Source organism: Pseudomonas syringae (genome assembly GCF_000737245.1).
Lineage (GTDB): Bacteria > Pseudomonadota > Gammaproteobacteria > Pseudomonadales > Pseudomonadaceae > Aquipseudomonas > Aquipseudomonas syringae_J.
In genome coordinates this window covers 144887-163499 of record NZ_JPQU01000100.1, presented here as the reverse complement: position 1 = coordinate 163499, position 18613 = coordinate 144887, and the positions used below count along the sequence as shown (strand labels likewise).

Here is an 18613-nt window from a genome sequence, read left to right as displayed (position 1 = left end):
CGACCGTTGCGCAATTTTCAATAGTTAACTATCGTAATGAAACACCAACTATCGCATTGAGATAACTATGTCGGATATTTTGCTTGAGATCCAAGGTGCTGTTGCCGTCATCACATTGAACCGGCCCGCCGTGCTCAACGCGTGGACCACGCCTATGCGCAACGAAATCATCGCGGCATTGAAGCAGTACGAAGCCGACCCTGCGATCAAGGCGTTCATCATGACCGGGGCAGGGGACCGTGCGTTTTCGGCCGGTCAGGATCTGTCTGAAGCCCATGACTTCACCGGTGACCGTGCGGTGGAGTGGGTCGGCGAGTGGGAGTATTACTACGCGACGCTGCGCGGGCTTTCGAAGCCGCTGGTGATTGCGCTCAACGGCACCGCAGCGGGTTCGGCGTTTCAGGTGGCGCTGCTCGGCGACATCCGTGTCGGGCATCCGGCCGTGCGCATGGGCCAGCCGGAAATCAACTCGGGGATACCGAGTACCACCGGTCCGTGGATCATGAACAGCATGCTGGGTATGTCCCGCACCATCGAACTGGTATTAACCGGGCGCTTGATGGACGCTGAAGAGTGTCACCGCATCGGTCTGATTCATCATCTGGTTCCCGCCGATCAAGTGTTCGCCAAAGCGATGGAAATCGCCCAGGAGCTGGCGGGCAAGCCACCCGTTGCGATGCGTCTGGACAAGCAGCGTTTCCGGGAAATGAGCGAAGAAGGTTTCAAGAGCTGCATCGAAGCAGGCCGACGCCTTCAGAAAGAAGCCTACGACTCCGGTGAACCAGCACGGATGATGGAAGAGTTCTTCCGCAAGCGTGCCAAGAACTGACAATCGCTTGACCGGTAGCCAAGCCGATAGGGTTGGCTCCGGGCTTCATCGCACCACGGACGACAGGGGCAATGTACCTCTTTAGCCAGCTGCTTGATCTTGCCCCCTGCCGACGTCCATCTACACAAACGATCCATTCGTGCCGTAGGAGTCAGTCATGAGCAGTCCAGTTACCCCTAGTCGTCGCCAGGTTCTCAAAGCCGGTGCCACCCTCGCGTTGGCCTTGGGCCTGCCGAGCGTGGTTCGCGCCCAAGACAAACAGATTGTGGTTTCCGATCCCGGCGGCCCGTACACCATCGCGTATCGCAAGGCGTTTTACAATCCGTTCGAAAAAGCCACCGGCATCAAGGTCATCAGCGTTGCCCGGGAGTCACAGCCTGTCGCGCAGTTCGCGGCCATGGTCAAAACCCGCAACTATGTGTGGGACGCCACCATCCTGACCATTTCGGCAGACATTCCGTACCTGGAAGCCGAAGGTTTCCTTGAGCCTATCGGGCTGGACGCCAAGGACTACCCCGACATTATTCCTGAGGCCATCACTCCGAATTTCCTCGGGCTGGACGTTTACTCCACTGTCCTGGCCTATCGCACTGACAGCCTGGCCGAGGGCAAGCGGCCGCAATCCTGGGCTGATTTCTGGAACGTTGAGAAATTCCCCGGCCGCCGCTGCTTGCGCCGCAGTCCATTGGACACTCTGGAGCAGGCGCTGATGGCCGACGGTGTCGGGCTGGACGAGTTGTATCCGCTGGATGTGGATCGTGCGTTCAAAAGTCTGGACAAGATCAAGCCACACATTGACCTGTGGTGGACCTCCGGTGCTCAAGCGATGCAAGCCATCCAGAGTGGCGAAGTGGACATGATTTCCACCTGGAACGGTCGCGCACAGGCCGCAATTGAAAACGGTGCACCCGTTAAAGTTGTCTGGAATCAGGGCCTGTTTTCCATTGAAGGCTGGGCGATTCCCAAAGGCACCCCTCGGGCGGAAATGGCCAAAGAGTTCGTGCGCTTCTGTGCCGACGCCAAGCGCCAGGCTGACTTCACCGACACGCTGGCCTACGGCCCCACCAACCGCAAAGCCTTCGATTCAATCCCGGCCGAGCGCGCCAGATTGCTGCCAACGGCCCCGCAAAACCTGAAGAACATGCGCCTGCCTAGCCCGAGCTGGTGGGCAGAGAATCGCACGCAGGTGACTGAACGTTTCAACGCCTGGATCTTGTCGTAGGAGTGGCTGCATGACCGTCAAACTAGAAGCCCGCGGTCTGGGCAAGACTTACGGCCAGTTCGTTGCATTGCAGCCGACTGATATCCAGGTCAAAGAAGGGGAGTTCCTGACTTTGCTGGGGCCTTCGGGTTCCGGCAAGACCACCTTGCTGCAAATGATTTCCGGGCTGGTACTGCCCAGCAGCGGCCAGTTGCTGATCGACGGCCAGGACGCGACCCATACTGCGCCCGGCAAGCGTGGCATGGGGCTGGTGTTCCAGAGTTATGCGCTGTTCCCGCACATGAGCGTCTGGGACAACGTCGCCTATGGATTACGCATGCGCCGCCTGGGCAAGGCCGAGATCAAAACCGCAGTGGACGACGCATTGGCCATGGTGCGCATGCAGGATTTCGCCCATCGATACCCCAATGAACTGTCGGGCGGGCAACAGCAGCGGATCGCCCTGGCCCGCTGTTTCGCCTATCGACCGTCAGTGATTCTGCTCGATGAGCCCTTAGGCGCACTCGACAAGAACCTGCGCGAACACATGCAGCTTGAAATCCGTCACATGCATAAAGAGCTGGGCGCAACCTTCATTTACGTAACCCACGATCAGGAAGAGGCGCTGACCCTGTCGGATCGAATCTGTCTGATGAACCGCGCGCGCATTGAACAACTGGCGACGCCTCAGGAGCTTTATGATCGGCCGGCCACCCGTTTCGCTGCCGAGTTCATCGGCCATTCCAACGTGCTGAGCGTGCGTCGCGAAAACAGCCAGCAGTTCGCTATCGAAGGCAGTCTGGTTGATTTGGGTGGCTGTGTGGGGGGAGAGGTTGCCCAAGGCGTTGCCGAGGAGGCGTTCGTGCTGGTCCGGCCTGAGGCCGCGCGCCTCACCGAGCCTGCCCAGGGTTTGCTGGTGGGCCATATCGATGAGTGCGTGTTTCTCGGCAGCGATACACGTGCGCTGATCCGGTTGCCCTCTGGCGCGCGATTCAGCGTGCGATGTGAGCGGCAGCTGACCCCGCGTGTGGGAGACCAGGTGGGCATCACCTGGGACGCGCAGCGGGCGACGTTGCTGGCTGGCGAGGCACGGCCATGAACCTGCGACGCGGCTTGTTGCCGGCAATTCCAGCCCTTATATTCCTGAGCCTTTTCTTCCTGCTGCCCGTGGGCGAAATGCTGATGGGCAGCTTCCAGGACGCCAATGGCAGTTTCAGTCTGGGTAATTTCGAGCGCATTGCGTCCACGCCCGTGTACGGCCGGGTGTTGGGCATTACGTTCTGGATCTCCGCACTGACAGCGCTGCTTGCGGTGCTGATGGCGTATCCCATTGCGTACCTGCTGACGCGTCTTTCGCCTTATGGGCGCGAGCGCTGGATGCTGTGGATCATGCTGCCGTTCTGGACCAGCTACCTGGTCAAGACCTACGCCTGGATGCTGTTGTTGTCCCGCAAAGGTCTGGTGACGACTCTGGCGGCCTCGGTCATGGACAATCCTTCGGGGCTGGTACCCGCGCTCTCCGGGGTATTGATCGGCATGGTGCATTCCATGCTGCCACTGGCGGTGATCACCTTGCTGCCGATCATGCGCAGCATTGATCAGCGTTTGACCCCCGCCGCGCAGACCCTCGGCGCCAGCCGCGCAATGAGTTTCTTCAGCATATTCCTGCCTTTGTCGGCACCGGGTATCGCTGCCGCTGCGTTGCTGGTGTTCATTACCAGCCTTGGCTTCTTCATCGTGCCGGCCTTGTTGGGCTCACCCCGGGAAATGATGGTCGCGCAGCTGGTTATCTCCTCGGTGCTGGACCTGTTTGACATGCGTTTTGCCGGCGCGCTTTCGGTGGTCTTGCTGGCGTCATCCCTGGTGGTATTCCTGATCTACGATCGGGTCGCCGGTCTGTCCTCACTCGGCGGCGAAGCGCCGGAGGGCAAGCGTTCGGGGCGTGGTCTGCAACTGTTGATCTGGCTCGGGCATTTCAGCGCCCGCTTCGGTAACGAACGTGCCCGTGGCGGCGACAGCAAATTACTGACCGGTTACAGCATCTTGCTGGTCATGCTGCTGATTCTGCCTGTGCTGATCGTGGTGCCGTTGGCATTCACCAGCAGCCCGTTCATTGCTTTTCCGCCCAAGATGTACAGCTTCAAGTGGTTTATCGAGTTCTTCACTTCTCCCGTCTGGCAGGCGGCGTTACTGAGATCCTTCGGGGTCGGCATTGCCACTGCGCTGCTCGCTCTGGTGTTGGGTTTCGGTGCAACCATGGCGCTGACACGTTTGTCGGCAGGTTGGCGCAAAGGGTTGTTCGTGCTGTTTATCGCGCCCCTGATCGTGCCGCGCATCGTCATCGCCCTGGGCCTGCTGTACCTGTTTTCACGCATGGGTCTGGCGGGCAAGGATCTGGGCCTGGTGCTGGGGCATACGGTTCTGGCGTTGCCGTATGTGGTCGTGACGCTGTCCGCGGCCTTCAAGCAGTACGACTGGCGTCTGGACGACGCCGCTCGTGTGCTGGGTGCCGGCACCTTCACCCGGCTGCGAACCGTGACCTTGCCATTGATGTCGGCCAGTCTGGTGTCGGCGTTCCTGTTGGCGTTCATCACCTCGTTTGACGACCTGACCGTGGCCATCTTCGTCAGCGGCGGGATCAACACCACCTTGCCTAAACAGATGTGGGACAGCATTCAGTTGGCGCTGACGCCTACGCTGGCGGCCGCATCGACGACCTTGCTGGTGTTTATCGTATTTTTCGCCGTGGTCGCCCAATGGGTGTCGCGACGCTCCATCTCGAAACGCAAAGGGCTTTGACGATGCATCCATATGCCGATTTCTTCCCCCATCGAATACCCGGTGACCAACTGGATACCGCCCCTTTGATTCATGCCGGTCTGCTGGCGGACGATACAGGCGTGCGTTTGTCTTTCGAGGGTCGCTCACTGACCACAGGCTCGTTGCGCCAACGGGTTGCGTCCTTGCAGGCAGTGCTGGCAGAGATGGGACTCAAGCCCGGTCAGCGGGTCGCGGTCATGCTGATCAACAGCGACGAGCAAATCGTGCTGATTTATGCCCTGATTCTGTCGGGGCTGGTCTGGATCCCGATCAACACCAAACTGCGCGGGCCTGGTCTGGACTATCCCTTCGAGCATGCCCGGCCGGACCTGGTCGTGGGTGATGCAGAATTTGAACCCTTGCTGAGCAAAGGCGCCGCCAGCGCGCTGCCTTATCGCTCGATCAACGCCCTGCATGAAGCTGCGCAATCCTGGCCCGTTGCACCGCTGACTCTGGTGCCCAGTGCAACCGATGCACCGCTGTGCCTGATTTACACCTCGGGCACCACCGGAGCGCCCAAAGGCGTGGTGTTCACCCACCGGATGATGCGCATTGCCAGCGAAGCGGTGTTGAAAGTGGCCGATGTGCAGGACGGTGATCGCCTGCTGCTCTGGGAGCCGTTATGCCATATCGGCGGCGCGCAGATGCTGCTCCTGCCGTTTCTGGCCGACGTCCGGCTCAGTGTCGTGCAGCGCTTTTCCGCCAGCCGTTTCTGGGCGCAATGCATCGAGGCCCAGGCGACGCAGCTGCATTATCTGGGGGGCATCCTCGACATCCTCATGCAACAGGACGCCAGCCTGTGGCCCGCCACACACAGCCTGCGAACCTTATGGGGCGCTGGCATCAGCCAGGGAAACTGGGCGGCCATTGCCGAGCGCTTCGGCTGCCCGCTGCGCGAGTGCTACGGGATGACCGAGTGCTCGAGTTTCGCCACGCTCAATGCAACCAACAAGCCGGGCTCTGTGGGCAAGGCGCTGCCGTGGTTGAGCGTTGAATTGCTGGATGCAGAGGGTCAGCCGGTGCCCGTCGGAACCTTGGGCGAGATGGTCTTGTCGAGCCCGGTCGAGGGAGTATTTCTTCCTGGCTATCTGGATAACCCGCAAGCCACCGCGAACGCGCTGCGTGATGGACGCTTGTATACCGGCGACATGGCCCGCTTCGATGCGGATGGCGACCTGTTTTTCGTCGGGCGTCGCACCGACAGCATGCGGGTACGGGGCGAAAACGTATCCGCCTGGGAAGTGGAGCGCGTGTTCAGTGCCCACCCGGCCATCAGGGCCTGCGCGGCCGTTGGCGTGAATTCGGCGGTTGGGGAGCAGGAGATCCTGCTCTATGTGCAGCTGGAGGAGGGCGCAACGCCGGACATGGCGAGTCTGGCCGCGTGGGTTGATGAGCGTCTGGCCACCTACCAGCAACCCCGTTATTACAAAGCTATCGACCATTTCGAGTTGACCCCCAGCGAACGAATCAAGAAACACTTGCTGGATCGCAGTCTGGACGGAGTCTGGGATCGACGGGGGTAATGACTCATCTGTCAGGGGAAGTGCTCGGTCTGCGATCACTTCTCTTGTCAGTCCGCAGCCCATTCCTGAAGTATTTAGTGAATAGCAATAGAATATGTCGCCCGGTATACGGATAATCGGCTTTTCAAACTGATGCTGCGTATTTATGGCTAATCCCAAAGCTCCACGAAAATCTGCCGCGAGCGACCCGAAAGCGTCCTCGCTTTACGTTCAATCGGTGGAAAAAGCCATGAAGGTGTTGATGGCTTTCAATGGCAGCCAGCGGCAATTATCCCTATCGGACATTGCCAGCCTTACCGGCATGGATCTCAGCGCCACCCAGCGCTTCACACATACCCTGTCGACCCTGGGTTACCTCAATAAAGATCAGGGCAAAAAGTACGAGCTGTCTCCCAAGTTACTGGATTTCACATTCCAGTACCTGGCCTCCAGCGATCTGGTCAATCGGGCAGCGCCGTATCTTCAACAACTGAGCAGTGAGACCGAAGAAGCCACCAACCTGACGGTCATGAACGATACGGACATCGTTTTCGTGCTGCGTATCGTCAGTCGTCATGTGTTCAATGCCAATGTAATCGTCGGCACTCGACTGCCTGCCTGGTGCACAGCGCCGGGCTTAGCTTTATTAGCGACTTACCCTGACGACGAAGTGGACGATATCTTCGAGCGCAGCCAGTTCATGCAGTACACCCCGGCCACGGTCACCGATATCGGGCAGATTCGCGAGCACATACACCGCATCCGCGAAGAGCGCTTTGCTCATGTCGAGGACCAATACTTCTATGGTGATATCTCCACGGCTGCTGCGATCGTCGACAACAACGGTCGGGGGATTGGCGCGGTCAATATTGCGGTTTCCCGTTCCCGATGGGATGAAAAGCGCGACATGCGGCGCTATGCGGATCTTGTGATCTCAACGGCCTCTTCAATCTCAGGCAAGCGTCACAACTAAGGTGCTGTTCTCGAAGGGTATGAGGCTCTTTATTGCGTGCCTCATACCTGTGACGGAGACAGCGCTCGACATTTCACGGACTCATGACGTCGACCCGCAGACATCCCGAGAAGGACTCATCGGGCGAATTTTCGCGCACCGATCACGCATAGAATCACCGCCACCGTCACCCCCAACATGCCCATACTCACGTGCTCATGCAGCAGCGACGCGGCGAGCCCGAGACCAAAAAACGGTTGCAGCAACTGGAGTTGACCGACCGCAGCAATGCCACCCTGAGCGAGGCCTTTGTACCAGAACACAAAACCGATCAGCATGCTGAACAGTGACACGTACCCGAGGCTGAGCCAGGCGGGCGTGGAAATGCCGGAGAAAGACGAAGGCATTTGATACCAGGTCAAAATGATCATGGCGGGGAGCGAGATGACCAACGCCCAGCAGATCACTTGCCAGCCGCCTAACTCCCTGGACAACTTCGCGCCTTCGGCATACCCCAGGCCGCACACCACAACCGCGAGAAGCATCAACAGGTCGCCCTTTGGCGAGGCTGTCAGCCCCTGCGAGATGGCATATCCCACCACCAATAGGCTCCCCAGCACGGAGAAAACCCAGAAAACAGGGTGCGGACGCTCACCGCCGCGCAAAACGCCGAACACTGCAGTTGCCAGTGGGAGCAAACCCAGGAAGGGAATGGAGTGCGCAGAGCTGACGTACTGCAGCGCCAGAGCGCTCAGCAGAGGAAACCCCACCACGACACCCAGCGCGACGACCAGCAGAGGCATCATCTGGTCTCTGCTCGGTCGCTTTTCCCTGAAAAATGTCAGTAAAGCCAGACCCAGCAAGCCGGCGATCACCGCCCGCGCCACGGTCAGAAAAACAGGCTCAAACTCAAGGACTGCGACACGCGTGGCCGGTAGCGATCCGCTGAAAATGAGCACGCCGATAAATCCGTTGATCCACCCGGCAGTGGTTTTATCGCTGGCTCGGATTGGGAGCGAAGTCATACGTTCCACGAGGCTGTACCTGGTTATTTACATCGACGAAGCGTATTCGGCTAGATTGTGACAATCAAAAAATTGTCATGGATACACTTTCAATGGCGCGCTCTCGTTACAAATCCATCGTCGACTCCCTGGCTGCGGATATTCGTTGCGCAAAATTGCTGCCAGGGACTCGCTTGCCGACGCATCGAGAGCTTTCCAGGCGCGAAGGTATTGCCTTGGTGACGGCGAGCCGGGTCTATGCCGAACTGGAGCGGATGGGGCTGGTCAGCGGTGAAATGGGGCGGGGTACCTTTGTCCGGGAAACTTCGCTGCCTCCCGGCCTGGGTGTTGATCAGCAGGCTGTGGCGACGGGAATCATCGATCTCAACTTCAATTACCCCTCGCTTCCGGGACAGGCAGAGTTGCTGCGAACGGCCCTCCGGCAACTCGCTTCGTCTGGTGACCTGGAATCCTTGCTGCGCTATCAGCCCCATGCCGGGCGGATGCATGAGCGAGCCTCGGTAGCGCGCCACCTGGCCGGACGCGGTGTTTCAGTAGAGGCGTCTCAAGTGCTGTTGGTGAGCGGCGCTCAGCACGGACTGGCTATAACGCTGATGGCGCTGCTCAGTCCCGGCGATGTGATTGCCGCAGATGCCCTCACGTACTCTGGCTTCAAAGTGCTTGCCCAGGCGCTGCACCTTGAAGTGTTGGCGATTCCCATGGGGCAAGGTGGCCCGGACCTGGACGCGCTGGAGCGGCTTTGCCGGACCCGGCCGGTTCGTGGGATTTACACCATGCCCACGTTGCATAACCCGCTGGGTTGGGTCACGCCACTGGACGCGCGTGAGCGACTCGTGGCGGTGGCCAGGAAACATGACCTGCACATCATTGAGGATGCCGCCTACGCCTACCTGGTCGAGGACGCTCCCGCACCCGTGGCGATGCTTGCTCCCGAGCGTACGGTCTACATTTCCGGGATTTCCAAAAGCGTCGCCACCGGTCTGCGGGTCGGATTCGTCGCGGCGCCGCCGCAGATCGTGGCCAATCTGGAGCGCACCATCAGAGCAACGACCTGGAATACGCCGGGCATTCTCACCGCGCTTGTCACGTCATGGCTTGATGACGGGACAGTGGCGCGACTGGAGGCCGAAAAGCGGCGCGACGCTCAAGCCCGACAGCTTGTTGCTGCACAGGCCTTGGGAGCGCTGGGTCAGGTCGGTCATCCATCATCCTACTTTCTCTGGGTACCCCTTTCCGAGGACGCGCGGGCCGATCAGATTGCCGCTGCCTTGCTGCGCGAGGGGATTTCAGTCTCGACCGCAGAGCCATTCTGTACCTCTGTTCACATACCGCATGCGCTACGCCTGGCGCTGGGATCTGTTGAACTACCTGCGCTGGAACAGGCTCTCAGTCGTGTGCGCTGGGTCATCGGTGCGTACACCTGAGAAGAGTCGGGCGGCCGCTCTGGAAGGGGAGCAAACCCCAGACCGACGTCAGTGCAATACATTCACCTTGCTGAGCTTGCTCGGCACTGGAGTACTGATCATGAAACAGGCCTTAGCGGCACCTATCGTCCAGGCATTGATGTTCAAGGCCAACGGGGGTATCCCCAACAATCCGACGCTGCCGGTGCTGATTTATCCGAGCGCGCTGGAGGTGACCGGAAACGATCCGGCCTCATTGTTCGAACGCACTTTCAAGGCCAACGGCTGGCTGCCCCAGTGGCGATATGGGGTGTTCACCTATCACCATTACCACACCCGTGGTCACGAGGTATTGGGTGTCTACGCCGGCAAGGCGCGATTGATGCTGGGTGGTCCGAACGGCCGTGTGGTTGAGGTCAAGGCCGGGGATGTACTGTTGTTGCCTGCGGGGACGGGGCATTGCAACCTCGGCTCCAGTGACGACTTCATGGTGGTCGGTGCCTATCCGCCAGGGCAGGAGGGCGATATCAATCGTGACCCGGCCACTCTAAGGCAGATCGAACAGATCGCCCAACTCAAGGCCCCTGACACGGATCCGGTGATGGGCGGCCCGGGCCAAGCTCAGTCCTAGAGACGATTACAGAAGCTGTGGGAGATTCCATGGCTCGCAGGCGGATTTGACGACGTGGGACCGGCTTCAGCCGGGAAGGCAGTGTTTCGGACGATAAAGATTGGGTGGATGTATGGGCCTCTTCCCGGCTAAAGCCGGTACCACGTCGTCGCACCAATATTGAAATCACTCCTGTGCGCTGCCTGCCCGCGATCTGGGCGACGCGGTCCAGCAGGCGCACCGCGTCATCGTTCATCGCAGGCGCTGATATTCACGCCCGGCCTTCGCTAACCAGGCTGCTGCGGTAGGCCTTGCAGCCGATCATGAGCAGCGCCACAGCCAGCAGGCTTGCCCCGGCATTGAGCAGCGATATGGATGATCCGACTTGCAGCGGGTCCTGAAACAGCCGATCAGTCAGCAATGCCACGGCAGTGGTCCCCAGGCCGAGACCGATCAGGTTCGACACCAGCAGAAACAGGGCGCTGACCTGAGCCCGCATCTGGTTGGGCGGCAGGATCTGCATTACCGCAGTGGAGGCGGGCATCGGGAACGAAGCAAAGAACATGGCCACGGCCAGGATGGCCAGGGACAGATTCAACGAGTGCACCCGAGTGAACATCACCGCTGGCAGCAACATACAGAGTGCGCCAATCACCCCTGCGCGCATCGGCGCGTCGGTATAGCCTTTGCGAGTCAGCCAATCGATCAGCGCGCCGCCGAACAGGACGCCGCTGGTGTTGGCCAGCAGAATCAGAATGCCCAGCACGTAACCGGTGTGGGCCGGGTCCAGGCCGTACTGACGCATGTAAAAGGCCGGTGCCCACCCGAGCAGGCAGAAGAGGGTCATGGCATAGAAAGAAAAGCCGACGTAATGACAGATAAAGGTTTTGCGATGCTGATTCAGAAACCTGAAGGTGTCGCGCAGGCTCGCGGTCTGAATCTTGCCATCCGCGCCCATTTTCAGTGCCTTTCGCGCCGGGTCTCGCACCGTTAGCGCAATGGCCAGTGCCACCAGCACGCCTGGCAGGCCCACCAGGAAAAAAGTCACTTGCCAGGGTCGGGTCTCGCCGAGCAGCGGCAAGTCGATCATCTCCATATTCTTGACCAGATCGATCACATAACCGCCGAGCAGGAAGGCAATTCCGCCGCCGATGAACGAGCCGAGGGAGTAGACCGCCACCGCGCGCCCCAACTTATGACGTTCGAACATATCACTCATCATTGAATAGGCAGCGGGCGACAAAGCAGCCTCGCCGATGCCCACGCCGATCCGCGCCAGGAACATGTGTAGAAAGTTACCCGCCATGCCGCAGGCTGCGGTGGCCAGGCTCCAGAATGTGATGCCGATAACGATGATCCGCGGGCGGGAAAAGCGATCTGCAAGCACCGCGATCGGCATGCCCATGAAGGCATAGAACAGTGAAAATGCCAGACCGTGGAGCAAACTGAACTGGGTGTCGCTGAGCTGCATGTCGTGCTTGATGGGCTCGATCATTAGCGTCAGGATCTGCCGGTCAATGAACGAGAATATGTAAGCCAACATGCAGATCCCCACGACGTACCACTCGTAGAGGTAGCTTTTTTGCGTCTGCCGGACAGTGTTCTGAAGGGTCATGTCGAGATACCGGAAAAGGGGTGGGAGTCTGCCGCTGCTTAAGCCGCCATCCTTTTTAGGCGCTTGCTATCGGGTCCTCCATTCGCAGCGCGCAACCTTTGTTCCGGTTGTGCACAAAGCAGGTGGCTGGTGTGAAAATTGCTTTCCTTTTCCCGTAATTTTTAACGGTATCAAGGTGGGATCGCCATGCTCACGGATGTCTCTGCGCTGCATCGCCATTGTTTGATTGATTCGTCAGGTTATGGCGACATCAAGGACCGGGTCAGCCAGTACCTATGGCCGCATAACATGAAAATGTGTAACGGCGGCGCACTGCACTCCCAGTTGTACGGTGTGTTTTTTGGTAATACTGCGCTACTCGATTTGCACTACGGCGCGTCGGTCAACATCGATGCCGGGGATATCAGTGACTACTATCTGGTGCGAGTGACCTTGCAAGGTGCGGGCCTGGTCACGCTTGGCAAGCAGACCGCGAAGCTGCACAAGGGCGCGGTGACGGTATCATCGCCGTCACAACGCAGCGTGATCCAGATCGACAGTGACTGCCGCAACCTGATCCTGCGGGTGGAGCGCCGGGCCCTGGAAACGCAACTGCAAAATCTGTTGGGTCGCACACTGAAACACCCGCTGCTGTTTGATATCCAAGTGCCTGCCGATCATCCGGGCCTGGGTGCCGTGAGCGCGACGCTGACCTATATCTGCCAGTTGCATCAGCAGGCGCTCAATGCGGCATTGGGTCCCGGGTTGTCGGATTATGTGATATCGGTACTGCTGACCCATTTGCCGCATAACTACTCCGATGCGCTGCTGGAGGATTTTCGTCAGCTATTGCCGCGCCACATCAAACGGGCCCGGGACTATATTGAAGAGCATCTGGCGGAGCCTATCGCTCTGTCGACGGTGGCTCAGGCCTGCGAGGTCTCGATCCGCACGCTGCAAAATGGCTTCACCCGGTTTCTGTCCCAGACACCTTCCGATTACGTGCGCTCGCGCCGCCTGGCGCGTGTCCATGAGGCGCTGCAAAACGCGGGGCGCGATGTCAGTGTTACCGATGTTCTTCTCAATCATGGCGTGAGCAGTTTTGGTCACTTCGCCATGCAGTATCGCAAGCAGTTTGGTTGCCTGCCTTCGGCCACGTTGCGTCAGCGCAGCTGAAATGGTTGCGTGTGGCGGATGCCGGTTGCGTGTTTCGGCCATCCCGGTGTGGCGGCTCTCGCTAGCATGAACGCTCTTGTCACAGGAGCAAACTCATGGATATCAGCGTTATTGGTGGTGGACACGGTTGCTATGCAGCCGCGATTGAATTCGCAGAAAAAGGCCACTCGGTGGTGCTCTGGCGACGCGATAGCGAAGCCTTGCTACAGCTGCAGGAACTGGCTGAGCTGACCGTAGAAGACTATCGCGGCAGGCGACGGGTCAGTCTCGGTAAGACCGGGGATAACCTGCAACTGACTGATGACCTGGCTGTTGCGGTTGCTCATGCGCAGTTACTGGTGGTGCCTTTGCCCTCAACTTCTCACGAGGGCCTGGCGCCACAGTTGGCACCGCTGCTACGTGATGGTCAGGTGGTGTTTCTGCCGCCGGGGACCTTTGGCGGTTACCTGTTTGCCCAGGCCATGCATAACGCCGGCAATCACAGCGAGGTCGCTTTCGCTGAAACCGGGACTTTGCCGTACCTGGCGCGCAAGCACGGCCCCAGCCACGTCGTGATCAGCGGCTACGCGACGCGTCTGCCCACCGGAGTGTTTCCGGCCCGCCTCAGCGAACCGGCGTTTGCGGTATTGCGTGAAGCTTATCCCGCTGTCGAGCCAATCGAAGATCTGCTCAGTGGCGCGCTGATGAACGCTGGCCCCATCATTCATCCGCCATTGATCATGATGAACGCAGGTCCCCTGGAGCATTTTGATCGCTGGGACATCCACAACGAAGGCACGGTGCCGTCGATCCGTAGGGTCACTGATGTGCTGGATGCCGAGCGGATCGCCATACGCGAAGCATTGGGTTACCAGGCCCCGCATTTCCCGCTGGCCGATCATTACGCGACCTCCGGCGACGAGTGGATGTACGGTCGCGGGGCTCACGGCAAGCTCACCGACAGCGGTGATTGGCGTGAAGATATTGACCTGCTGAGCCATCGCTACATGCTGGAAGATACTCGCCTGGGGCTGTCATTCCTGGTTTCGGTGGGCCGCTGGGCGGGGGTGCCGACACCCGTCGCCCAAGGTTTACTGAGCCTTGCCAGTGCGATCACCAGCAAGGATCTGTATGGCAGCGGTCGTACCCTGGAGCAGTTCGGTCTGGACACATTGAGCCGTGAACAGATGACTCAGCTGCTCGAACAGGGATTACCAGCATGAACCACAGTCGGGTTTGCATCGTTGGCGCAGGGCGCATGGGCGAGGGCATGGCTACGGCGTTTATATTTGCCGGAATGGACGTGACCTTGATCGACTTCAAAGCTCGGGAGCAGGACGCAGCGCAGGTCTACTTTGATCAGGCGCGGGCCAATGTGCAGGCGGAACTGCAGATACTGGTCAGTCTAGGCAACATCGCGCCAGAACAGGTGGAGCAGGCCCTGACACACCTGAGGATTTGCGGCCGTGACGCTGCGCTTGCAGACCTGGGCCGCAGCGACTGGGTATTCGAGGCGGTGCCGGAAGTCATGGAGGCGAAGTCGCAGTGCTTCAGTTGGTTGAGCGAGCACTGCTCCAGGCAAACGGTCATCGCTTCGACCACCTCGACCTTTCTGGTCACGGAGCTGGCTCAGTTGGTCGAATGCCCGCAGCGATTCGTTAATGCTCACTGGCTGAACCCGGCGTTATTGATGCCGTTGGTGGAGGTCAGCTGCAGCGCCGAGACTGATGACGGCGTATTGGCGCGGCTCATGCAACTGTTGCGCGACATCGGCAAGGTTCCGGTCAAATGCGGGCCAACTGCGGGCTACATCGTTCCGCGGATTCAGGCCTTGGCAATGAACGAAGCTGCGCGAATGGTCGAGGAGGGCGTCGCTAGCGCCGAGGACATCGACACGGCGATTCGAGTGGGTTTCGGATTACGATTTTCCGTGCTTGGCCTGCTGGAATTCATCGACTGGGGCGGAGGCGATATTCTGCTCTACGCATCCCGTTACCTGGCGGGAGCCATCGATCCTCGCTTCACGGCTCCTCAGGTCATCAGCGACAACATGGCCCAGCGTCGCAGCGGGTTACGCGACCGTCAGGGTTTCTACGACTACGCCGCCGTGGATATTCCGGCCTACCGCCTGCAACGTTTGAGGGAATTGAGCAGCCGCCTCGAGTTGATGGGCTTGATGCCTGGCTTCGGCTGCGCTCGATAGGGTGACGCAGTGCTGATTCGGCTTGAAACAGGCACCTGAGTGGAAAGGCCATCTCCTGTGGGAGATTCCATGGTTGCCTGCAAGCTGACGTGGGACCGGCTTTAGCCGGGAAAGCGGTATCTGTGACGCCCCAGTAGCAGCGACCGCCCCAGCCTCTTCCCGGCTAAAGCCGGTCCCACGGCATCGCGCTATCTTGAGATCAAATCCAAGGAAGGCACCAGCAATGCGAGGTTGCGGTGGCGGTGCATCAAGCAGAGCGCTATCGCAACATCGCGCGGCTCGTCGACTACACCTTCAATCCTCAGGCAGATTGTTGAAGATGGTCTCCAGGGTGCCGTTCAGCTTGCTGATCTGGGCTTCGGTCAGGCCTTTGAAGCTCATGTTGAAAATGCCACGGGTCGCGGCCTGGGCTTGCTCCACGGTCTGCCGGCCCGTTTCGGTCAGCGATACCTGAGTCACGCGGCCGTCATTACTGCAGGTATTGGTGTCCACCAGGCCATCGGCTTTCATGCGATAGACGATCTTGGTCACAGTTGAGAGCTTGGCGATGGCATGCACGGAGATTTCCGAAATGCTCAGCTCGCCCTGTTCGTTCAGTGTCAGCAGGATTCGCCAGCGTGGAATGTCCAGGTCAATCTTCTTGAGGATTTTTTCCATCGCCATGCTGTAACGGCCATTGAGCCGTGCCAGCCAGTAGAAGGGGAAGTCTTCCTTTTTGAAATGTTCGCTGGCAGGGTCGTAACGGTGCTGGCGTTTTTTTGGAGTATTCATTGAGTGCGTCGCGTCTTGGAATTCTTGAGTGAGGGCACAGCCGTGGCCGCGTTTGCCCGGAAGCCGTGATGGAAGGCGAGGGATTCCAGCTGCATGAGTGGCGCTGATTGTTGCATATTCACGTGATCCGATCACCTTTATGAGGTTATCGGATCAAGCTGTGCCCGTATTGATTCAAGTCAGCCGTTCAGAAAACGCCCGGCAAGTTCGAGCTGTGAGCTTGCCAGTTGATTGAGCTCCCTGCCGATTTGACCACTGCGTTTGGCCTGCCGGGTATTGTCCTGAGCGAAAAGGGCGATCTGATTGATTTGCTTGTTGATCTCTTCCGCCACCTGCCCCTGCTGATCAATGGCTGTGGCCATTTGCAGGCTCGTTGAGCTGACCTGACCGATTTCCTGGCAGATGTGTTGCAACGAAGACTGCACTTTTTCCACATCATCACGGCTGCGTTGTGCCGCTTGCTCGCCGCTTTGTGTCGTCGCCAGCGCCTCTGCGCTTGACTGGCGCAGCTCGTCGATACGGCTCTGGATCTGATCGGTTGATTCACGAGTGCGTGAGGCGAGCGAGCGCACCTCGTCGGCAACGACTGCAAATCCGCGTCCGGTTTCGCCGGCGCGTGCGGCTTCGATAGCCGCGTTGAGGGCCAGCAGATTGGTCTGCTCTGCGATGCTGCGAATTTCCTGGGCGATACCGCCGATCGAGTCAATGGATTGCGCAAGTTTGCCCACAGCGGTGCCGATGTTCTGCACTGAAGTGCCCAAGGCACCCATGGATTCACTGCTCTGCGCGGAAAGCCGGTCGCCAGCGTGCGCCAGCCGATTGACCTCCTGAGACGCTTGCGCTGACTGCTGCAGATTGGTCGACAGCTCCAGAATCGTCGCGCTCATCTGATTGACGGCCGCTGCCGACTGCTCAGCTTCCAGCAACTGACGCTCCAGTTGGTCGGTTTGGGCCTCAACCAGTTGCGCTGATTCATCGGTTCTTCTGCGCAAGGTCTCGCCATTGATCTGGATGCGGGCCATGACCGTGCGCATACGCAGTTGTTGCGTATGCAAGCTCATTTCCAGTCGAGCCGTCAGACCGTCGGCTCGTCCGTGTAATGAACTCAGCAACGGATCGCTGTAGATAGACGCATGACCAGCCAAAACACGACGTTGCTGGAGACGGGCGGATAATGCCGGCTGGGCGAGCGCCAGCACCCCGCATGCCAACAGCGCCCCGGCGATCAACCCATCGACTTGCCCGCTGGCAAACAGGCCCAGCAGACCGAGTCCGCTCAGCCAGGCGAACAGATGCGTTGCTAAATGACGACCGATTCGCTTGCCGATGCTCTGTGGCGCAAGGCCTTTGCTCAAACGACTGTAGAGCAGTTCGGCACGGCGCCGCAGGGCCTCGCTGATGGGGTGGTAAACCGTGCCAAAGCCGATGATTTTGCCTTCAGCCAGCAATGGCAATATGTAAAGCTCGTTCCAGAAGGTGCTGCCGTCGCGATGCTGTCCCATGACAGGAGCAGTCCAGGCAACGCCCGCATGCAGCGTGGCCCACATGCGCTGCATGACGGCCTCTGGCATTTGTGGGTGATCGATCATGTGGTGCGGTTTGCCCTGCAGCGTCGCCAGGTCGTAACCGCACATTGTCAAATAAGCCGTGTTGCACTGATCCAGACAACCTTGTGCATCGAGGCGCGAGATCGGCAATTCAGCCAGCGCCGGTGGCTGCGCTTTATCCATGCGGGTGTGCGTCATTGCCGAGACTCCAGTCAATTACCAGATAGCGCCGCGTTCGGCGTGCAGTTTGCGCACCATGGCGCTGAAGAATTTGGTCGCAAAACCACTGTCGCGAATCAGCATCGTGGTCAGGTCGGCGCATTTCTGGCTGATATCGACGGGCAGTGGATTGTCCTCGCCACCCAGCGCGCCAGCCTGGCACTGAATCTCTGCGGCGCGTTGCACGGTCCAGAGCAGGAAGAACGCTTTGGCAATGCTGCTTTCGCCCACTGCGATGCCATGGTTACGCAGCACCAGTATGTGTTTGTCGCCCAGACTGTCGATCATCCGGGCCTTCTCGTCGTCGAACAGGGTGATGCCTTCGAAGGTGTGATAACCGATGCGGCCGTAGAGCTGCGCGCCGTAGAAGTCATTGTGCGCGAAGGCGTTTTTCTTCATGACGATGGCCGAGATCGGCGTGGTATGGGTGTGGATCAGACACTGGATGTCGTGACGGGCGCCGTGGACCGCGCTGTGCAGAGCGAAGCCGGCGGGGTTGGCGTCATAGGGTGAATCCTCCAGCTTGTTACCGTCGAGGTCGACTTTAAGCAGGTTGGCCGGGGTGACTTCGGTGTAGTTCAGGCCAAACGGATTGACCAGATAATGGTGAGCGGGACCGGGAAGCCGCGCGGAAATATGGTTGAAAATGGTTTCGGTCCAGCCAAACAAATCCACAAGGTGATAACAGTGGGCGAGGTCTACGCGCAGCGCCCATTCTTCGTCGCTGATGTGGTCCGGCTTGATCATTTCAGTGCTCATTTCGAGGTCCTTGTCGCTCAGTG

General features: G+C 59.2%; 16 protein-coding genes and 1 pseudogene. 11 read left to right on the top strand and 6 right to left on the bottom strand.

What is annotated here, in order from left to right:
- The first annotated feature begins 67 nt into the window (after positions 1 to 67).
- The 6 genes from IV01_RS00910 to IV01_RS00935 all read left to right on the top strand — a co-directional run bounded on the left by IV01_RS00910 (position 68) and on the right by IV01_RS00935 (position 7325).
- Positions 68 to 829 (top strand): enoyl-CoA hydratase/isomerase family protein, encoded by a 762-nt coding sequence (locus IV01_RS00910; protein WP_032631790.1) that lies wholly within the window; start codon positions 68 to 70, stop codon positions 827 to 829.
- Between the two features lie 157 nt (positions 830 to 986).
- Entirely contained in the window at positions 987 to 2051 is a 1065-nt protein-coding gene (locus IV01_RS00915; protein ID WP_032631789.1) for an ABC transporter substrate-binding protein, read from the top strand.
- A 10-nt stretch (positions 2052 to 2061) separates the two neighbouring features.
- Positions 2062 to 3129, top strand: a complete 1068-nt coding sequence (locus tag IV01_RS00920; protein ID WP_032631788.1) for an ABC transporter ATP-binding protein — start codon at positions 2062 to 2064, stop codon at positions 3127 to 3129.
- The gene (locus IV01_RS00925) at positions 3126 to 4829 is read left to right on the top strand and encodes an ABC transporter permease subunit (protein WP_050508055.1); all 1704 of its coding nucleotides are present in this window, start codon (positions 3126 to 3128) and stop codon (positions 4827 to 4829) included. The genes IV01_RS00920 and IV01_RS00925 overlap by 4 nt, the downstream gene beginning before the upstream one ends.
- Positions 4830 to 4831: 2 nt before the next feature.
- A complete protein-coding gene (locus tag IV01_RS00930; protein ID WP_032631786.1) occupies positions 4832 to 6373 on the top strand; it encodes an AMP-binding protein in 1542 nt (513 codons plus the stop codon).
- Between the two features lie 145 nt (positions 6374 to 6518).
- Positions 6519 to 7325, top strand: coding sequence for an IclR family transcriptional regulator (locus IV01_RS00935; protein ID WP_032631784.1), 807 nt, complete (start codon positions 6519 to 6521; stop codon positions 7323 to 7325).
- A gap of 116 nt (positions 7326 to 7441) precedes the next feature.
- Here IV01_RS00935 and IV01_RS00940 read toward each other — a convergent pair whose 3' ends face one another.
- Positions 7442 to 8329 carry a DMT family transporter gene (locus IV01_RS00940; RefSeq protein ID WP_418903568.1) on the bottom strand — a complete coding sequence of 296 codons (888 nt, stop codon included), beginning with the start codon at positions 8327 to 8329 and terminating at the stop codon, positions 7442 to 7444.
- Between the two features lie 92 nt (positions 8330 to 8421).
- Here IV01_RS00940 and IV01_RS00945 point away from each other — a divergent pair, with 92 nt between their 5' ends.
- Together IV01_RS00945 and IV01_RS00950 are read left to right on the top strand one after the other, a co-directional pair.
- Positions 8422 to 9753: a PLP-dependent aminotransferase family protein gene (locus IV01_RS00945; protein WP_032631782.1), complete on the top strand. Its 1332-nt coding sequence runs from the start codon at positions 8422 to 8424 to the stop codon at positions 9751 to 9753.
- Positions 9754 to 9853: 100 nt separating this feature from the next.
- The gene (locus IV01_RS00950) at positions 9854 to 10363 is read left to right on the top strand and encodes a cupin domain-containing protein (RefSeq protein WP_154232291.1); all 510 of its coding nucleotides are present in this window, start codon (positions 9854 to 9856) and stop codon (positions 10361 to 10363) included.
- Between the two features lie 250 nt (positions 10364 to 10613).
- Here IV01_RS00950 and IV01_RS00955 read toward each other — a convergent pair whose 3' ends face one another.
- Positions 10614 to 11957, bottom strand: coding sequence for a spinster family MFS transporter (locus tag IV01_RS00955; protein ID WP_032631781.1), 1344 nt, complete (start codon positions 11955 to 11957; stop codon positions 10614 to 10616).
- A 186-nt stretch (positions 11958 to 12143) separates the two neighbouring features.
- Here IV01_RS00955 and IV01_RS00960 point away from each other — a divergent pair, with 186 nt between their 5' ends.
- From IV01_RS00960 to IV01_RS00970, 3 genes are all read left to right on the top strand, one after another.
- Complete coding sequence (locus IV01_RS00960) at positions 12144 to 13112, top strand: AraC family transcriptional regulator (RefSeq protein WP_032631780.1); 969 nt, start codon at positions 12144 to 12146, stop codon at positions 13110 to 13112.
- A gap of 95 nt (positions 13113 to 13207) precedes the next feature.
- Entirely contained in the window at positions 13208 to 14314 is a 1107-nt protein-coding gene (locus tag IV01_RS00965) for an NAD/NADP-dependent octopine/nopaline dehydrogenase family protein (RefSeq protein ID WP_032631779.1), read from the top strand.
- Positions 14311 to 15294: a 3-hydroxybutyryl-CoA dehydrogenase gene (locus tag IV01_RS00970; RefSeq protein ID WP_032631778.1), complete on the top strand. Its 984-nt coding sequence runs from the start codon at positions 14311 to 14313 to the stop codon at positions 15292 to 15294. Before IV01_RS00965 ends, IV01_RS00970 begins: the two co-directional genes overlap by 4 nt.
- A 294-nt stretch (positions 15295 to 15588) precedes the next feature.
- Here the strand turns inward: IV01_RS00970 and IV01_RS00975 are convergent, their stop codons facing one another.
- The 4 genes and pseudogenes from IV01_RS00975 to IV01_RS00985 form a co-directional block, all read right to left on the bottom strand.
- Positions 15589 to 16065, bottom strand: coding sequence for a MarR family winged helix-turn-helix transcriptional regulator (locus IV01_RS00975; protein WP_032631777.1), 477 nt, complete (start codon positions 16063 to 16065; stop codon positions 15589 to 15591).
- Positions 16066 to 16244: 179 nt separating this feature from the next.
- On the bottom strand, positions 16245 to 17420 hold the full coding sequence (locus tag IV01_RS00980; protein ID WP_418903574.1) for a methyl-accepting chemotaxis protein: 1176 nt from the start codon (positions 17418 to 17420) through the stop codon (positions 16245 to 16247).
- 24 nt (positions 17421 to 17444) lie between these two features.
- Positions 17445 to 17795: pseudogene (locus IV01_RS27630) on the bottom strand (PAS domain-containing protein); the annotation flags it as partial.
- 33 nt (positions 17796 to 17828) lie between these two features.
- A complete protein-coding gene (locus tag IV01_RS00985; protein ID WP_032631776.1) occupies positions 17829 to 18590 on the bottom strand; it encodes a class II aldolase/adducin family protein in 762 nt (253 codons plus the stop codon).
- Positions 18591 to 18613 lie beyond the last annotated feature (23 nt).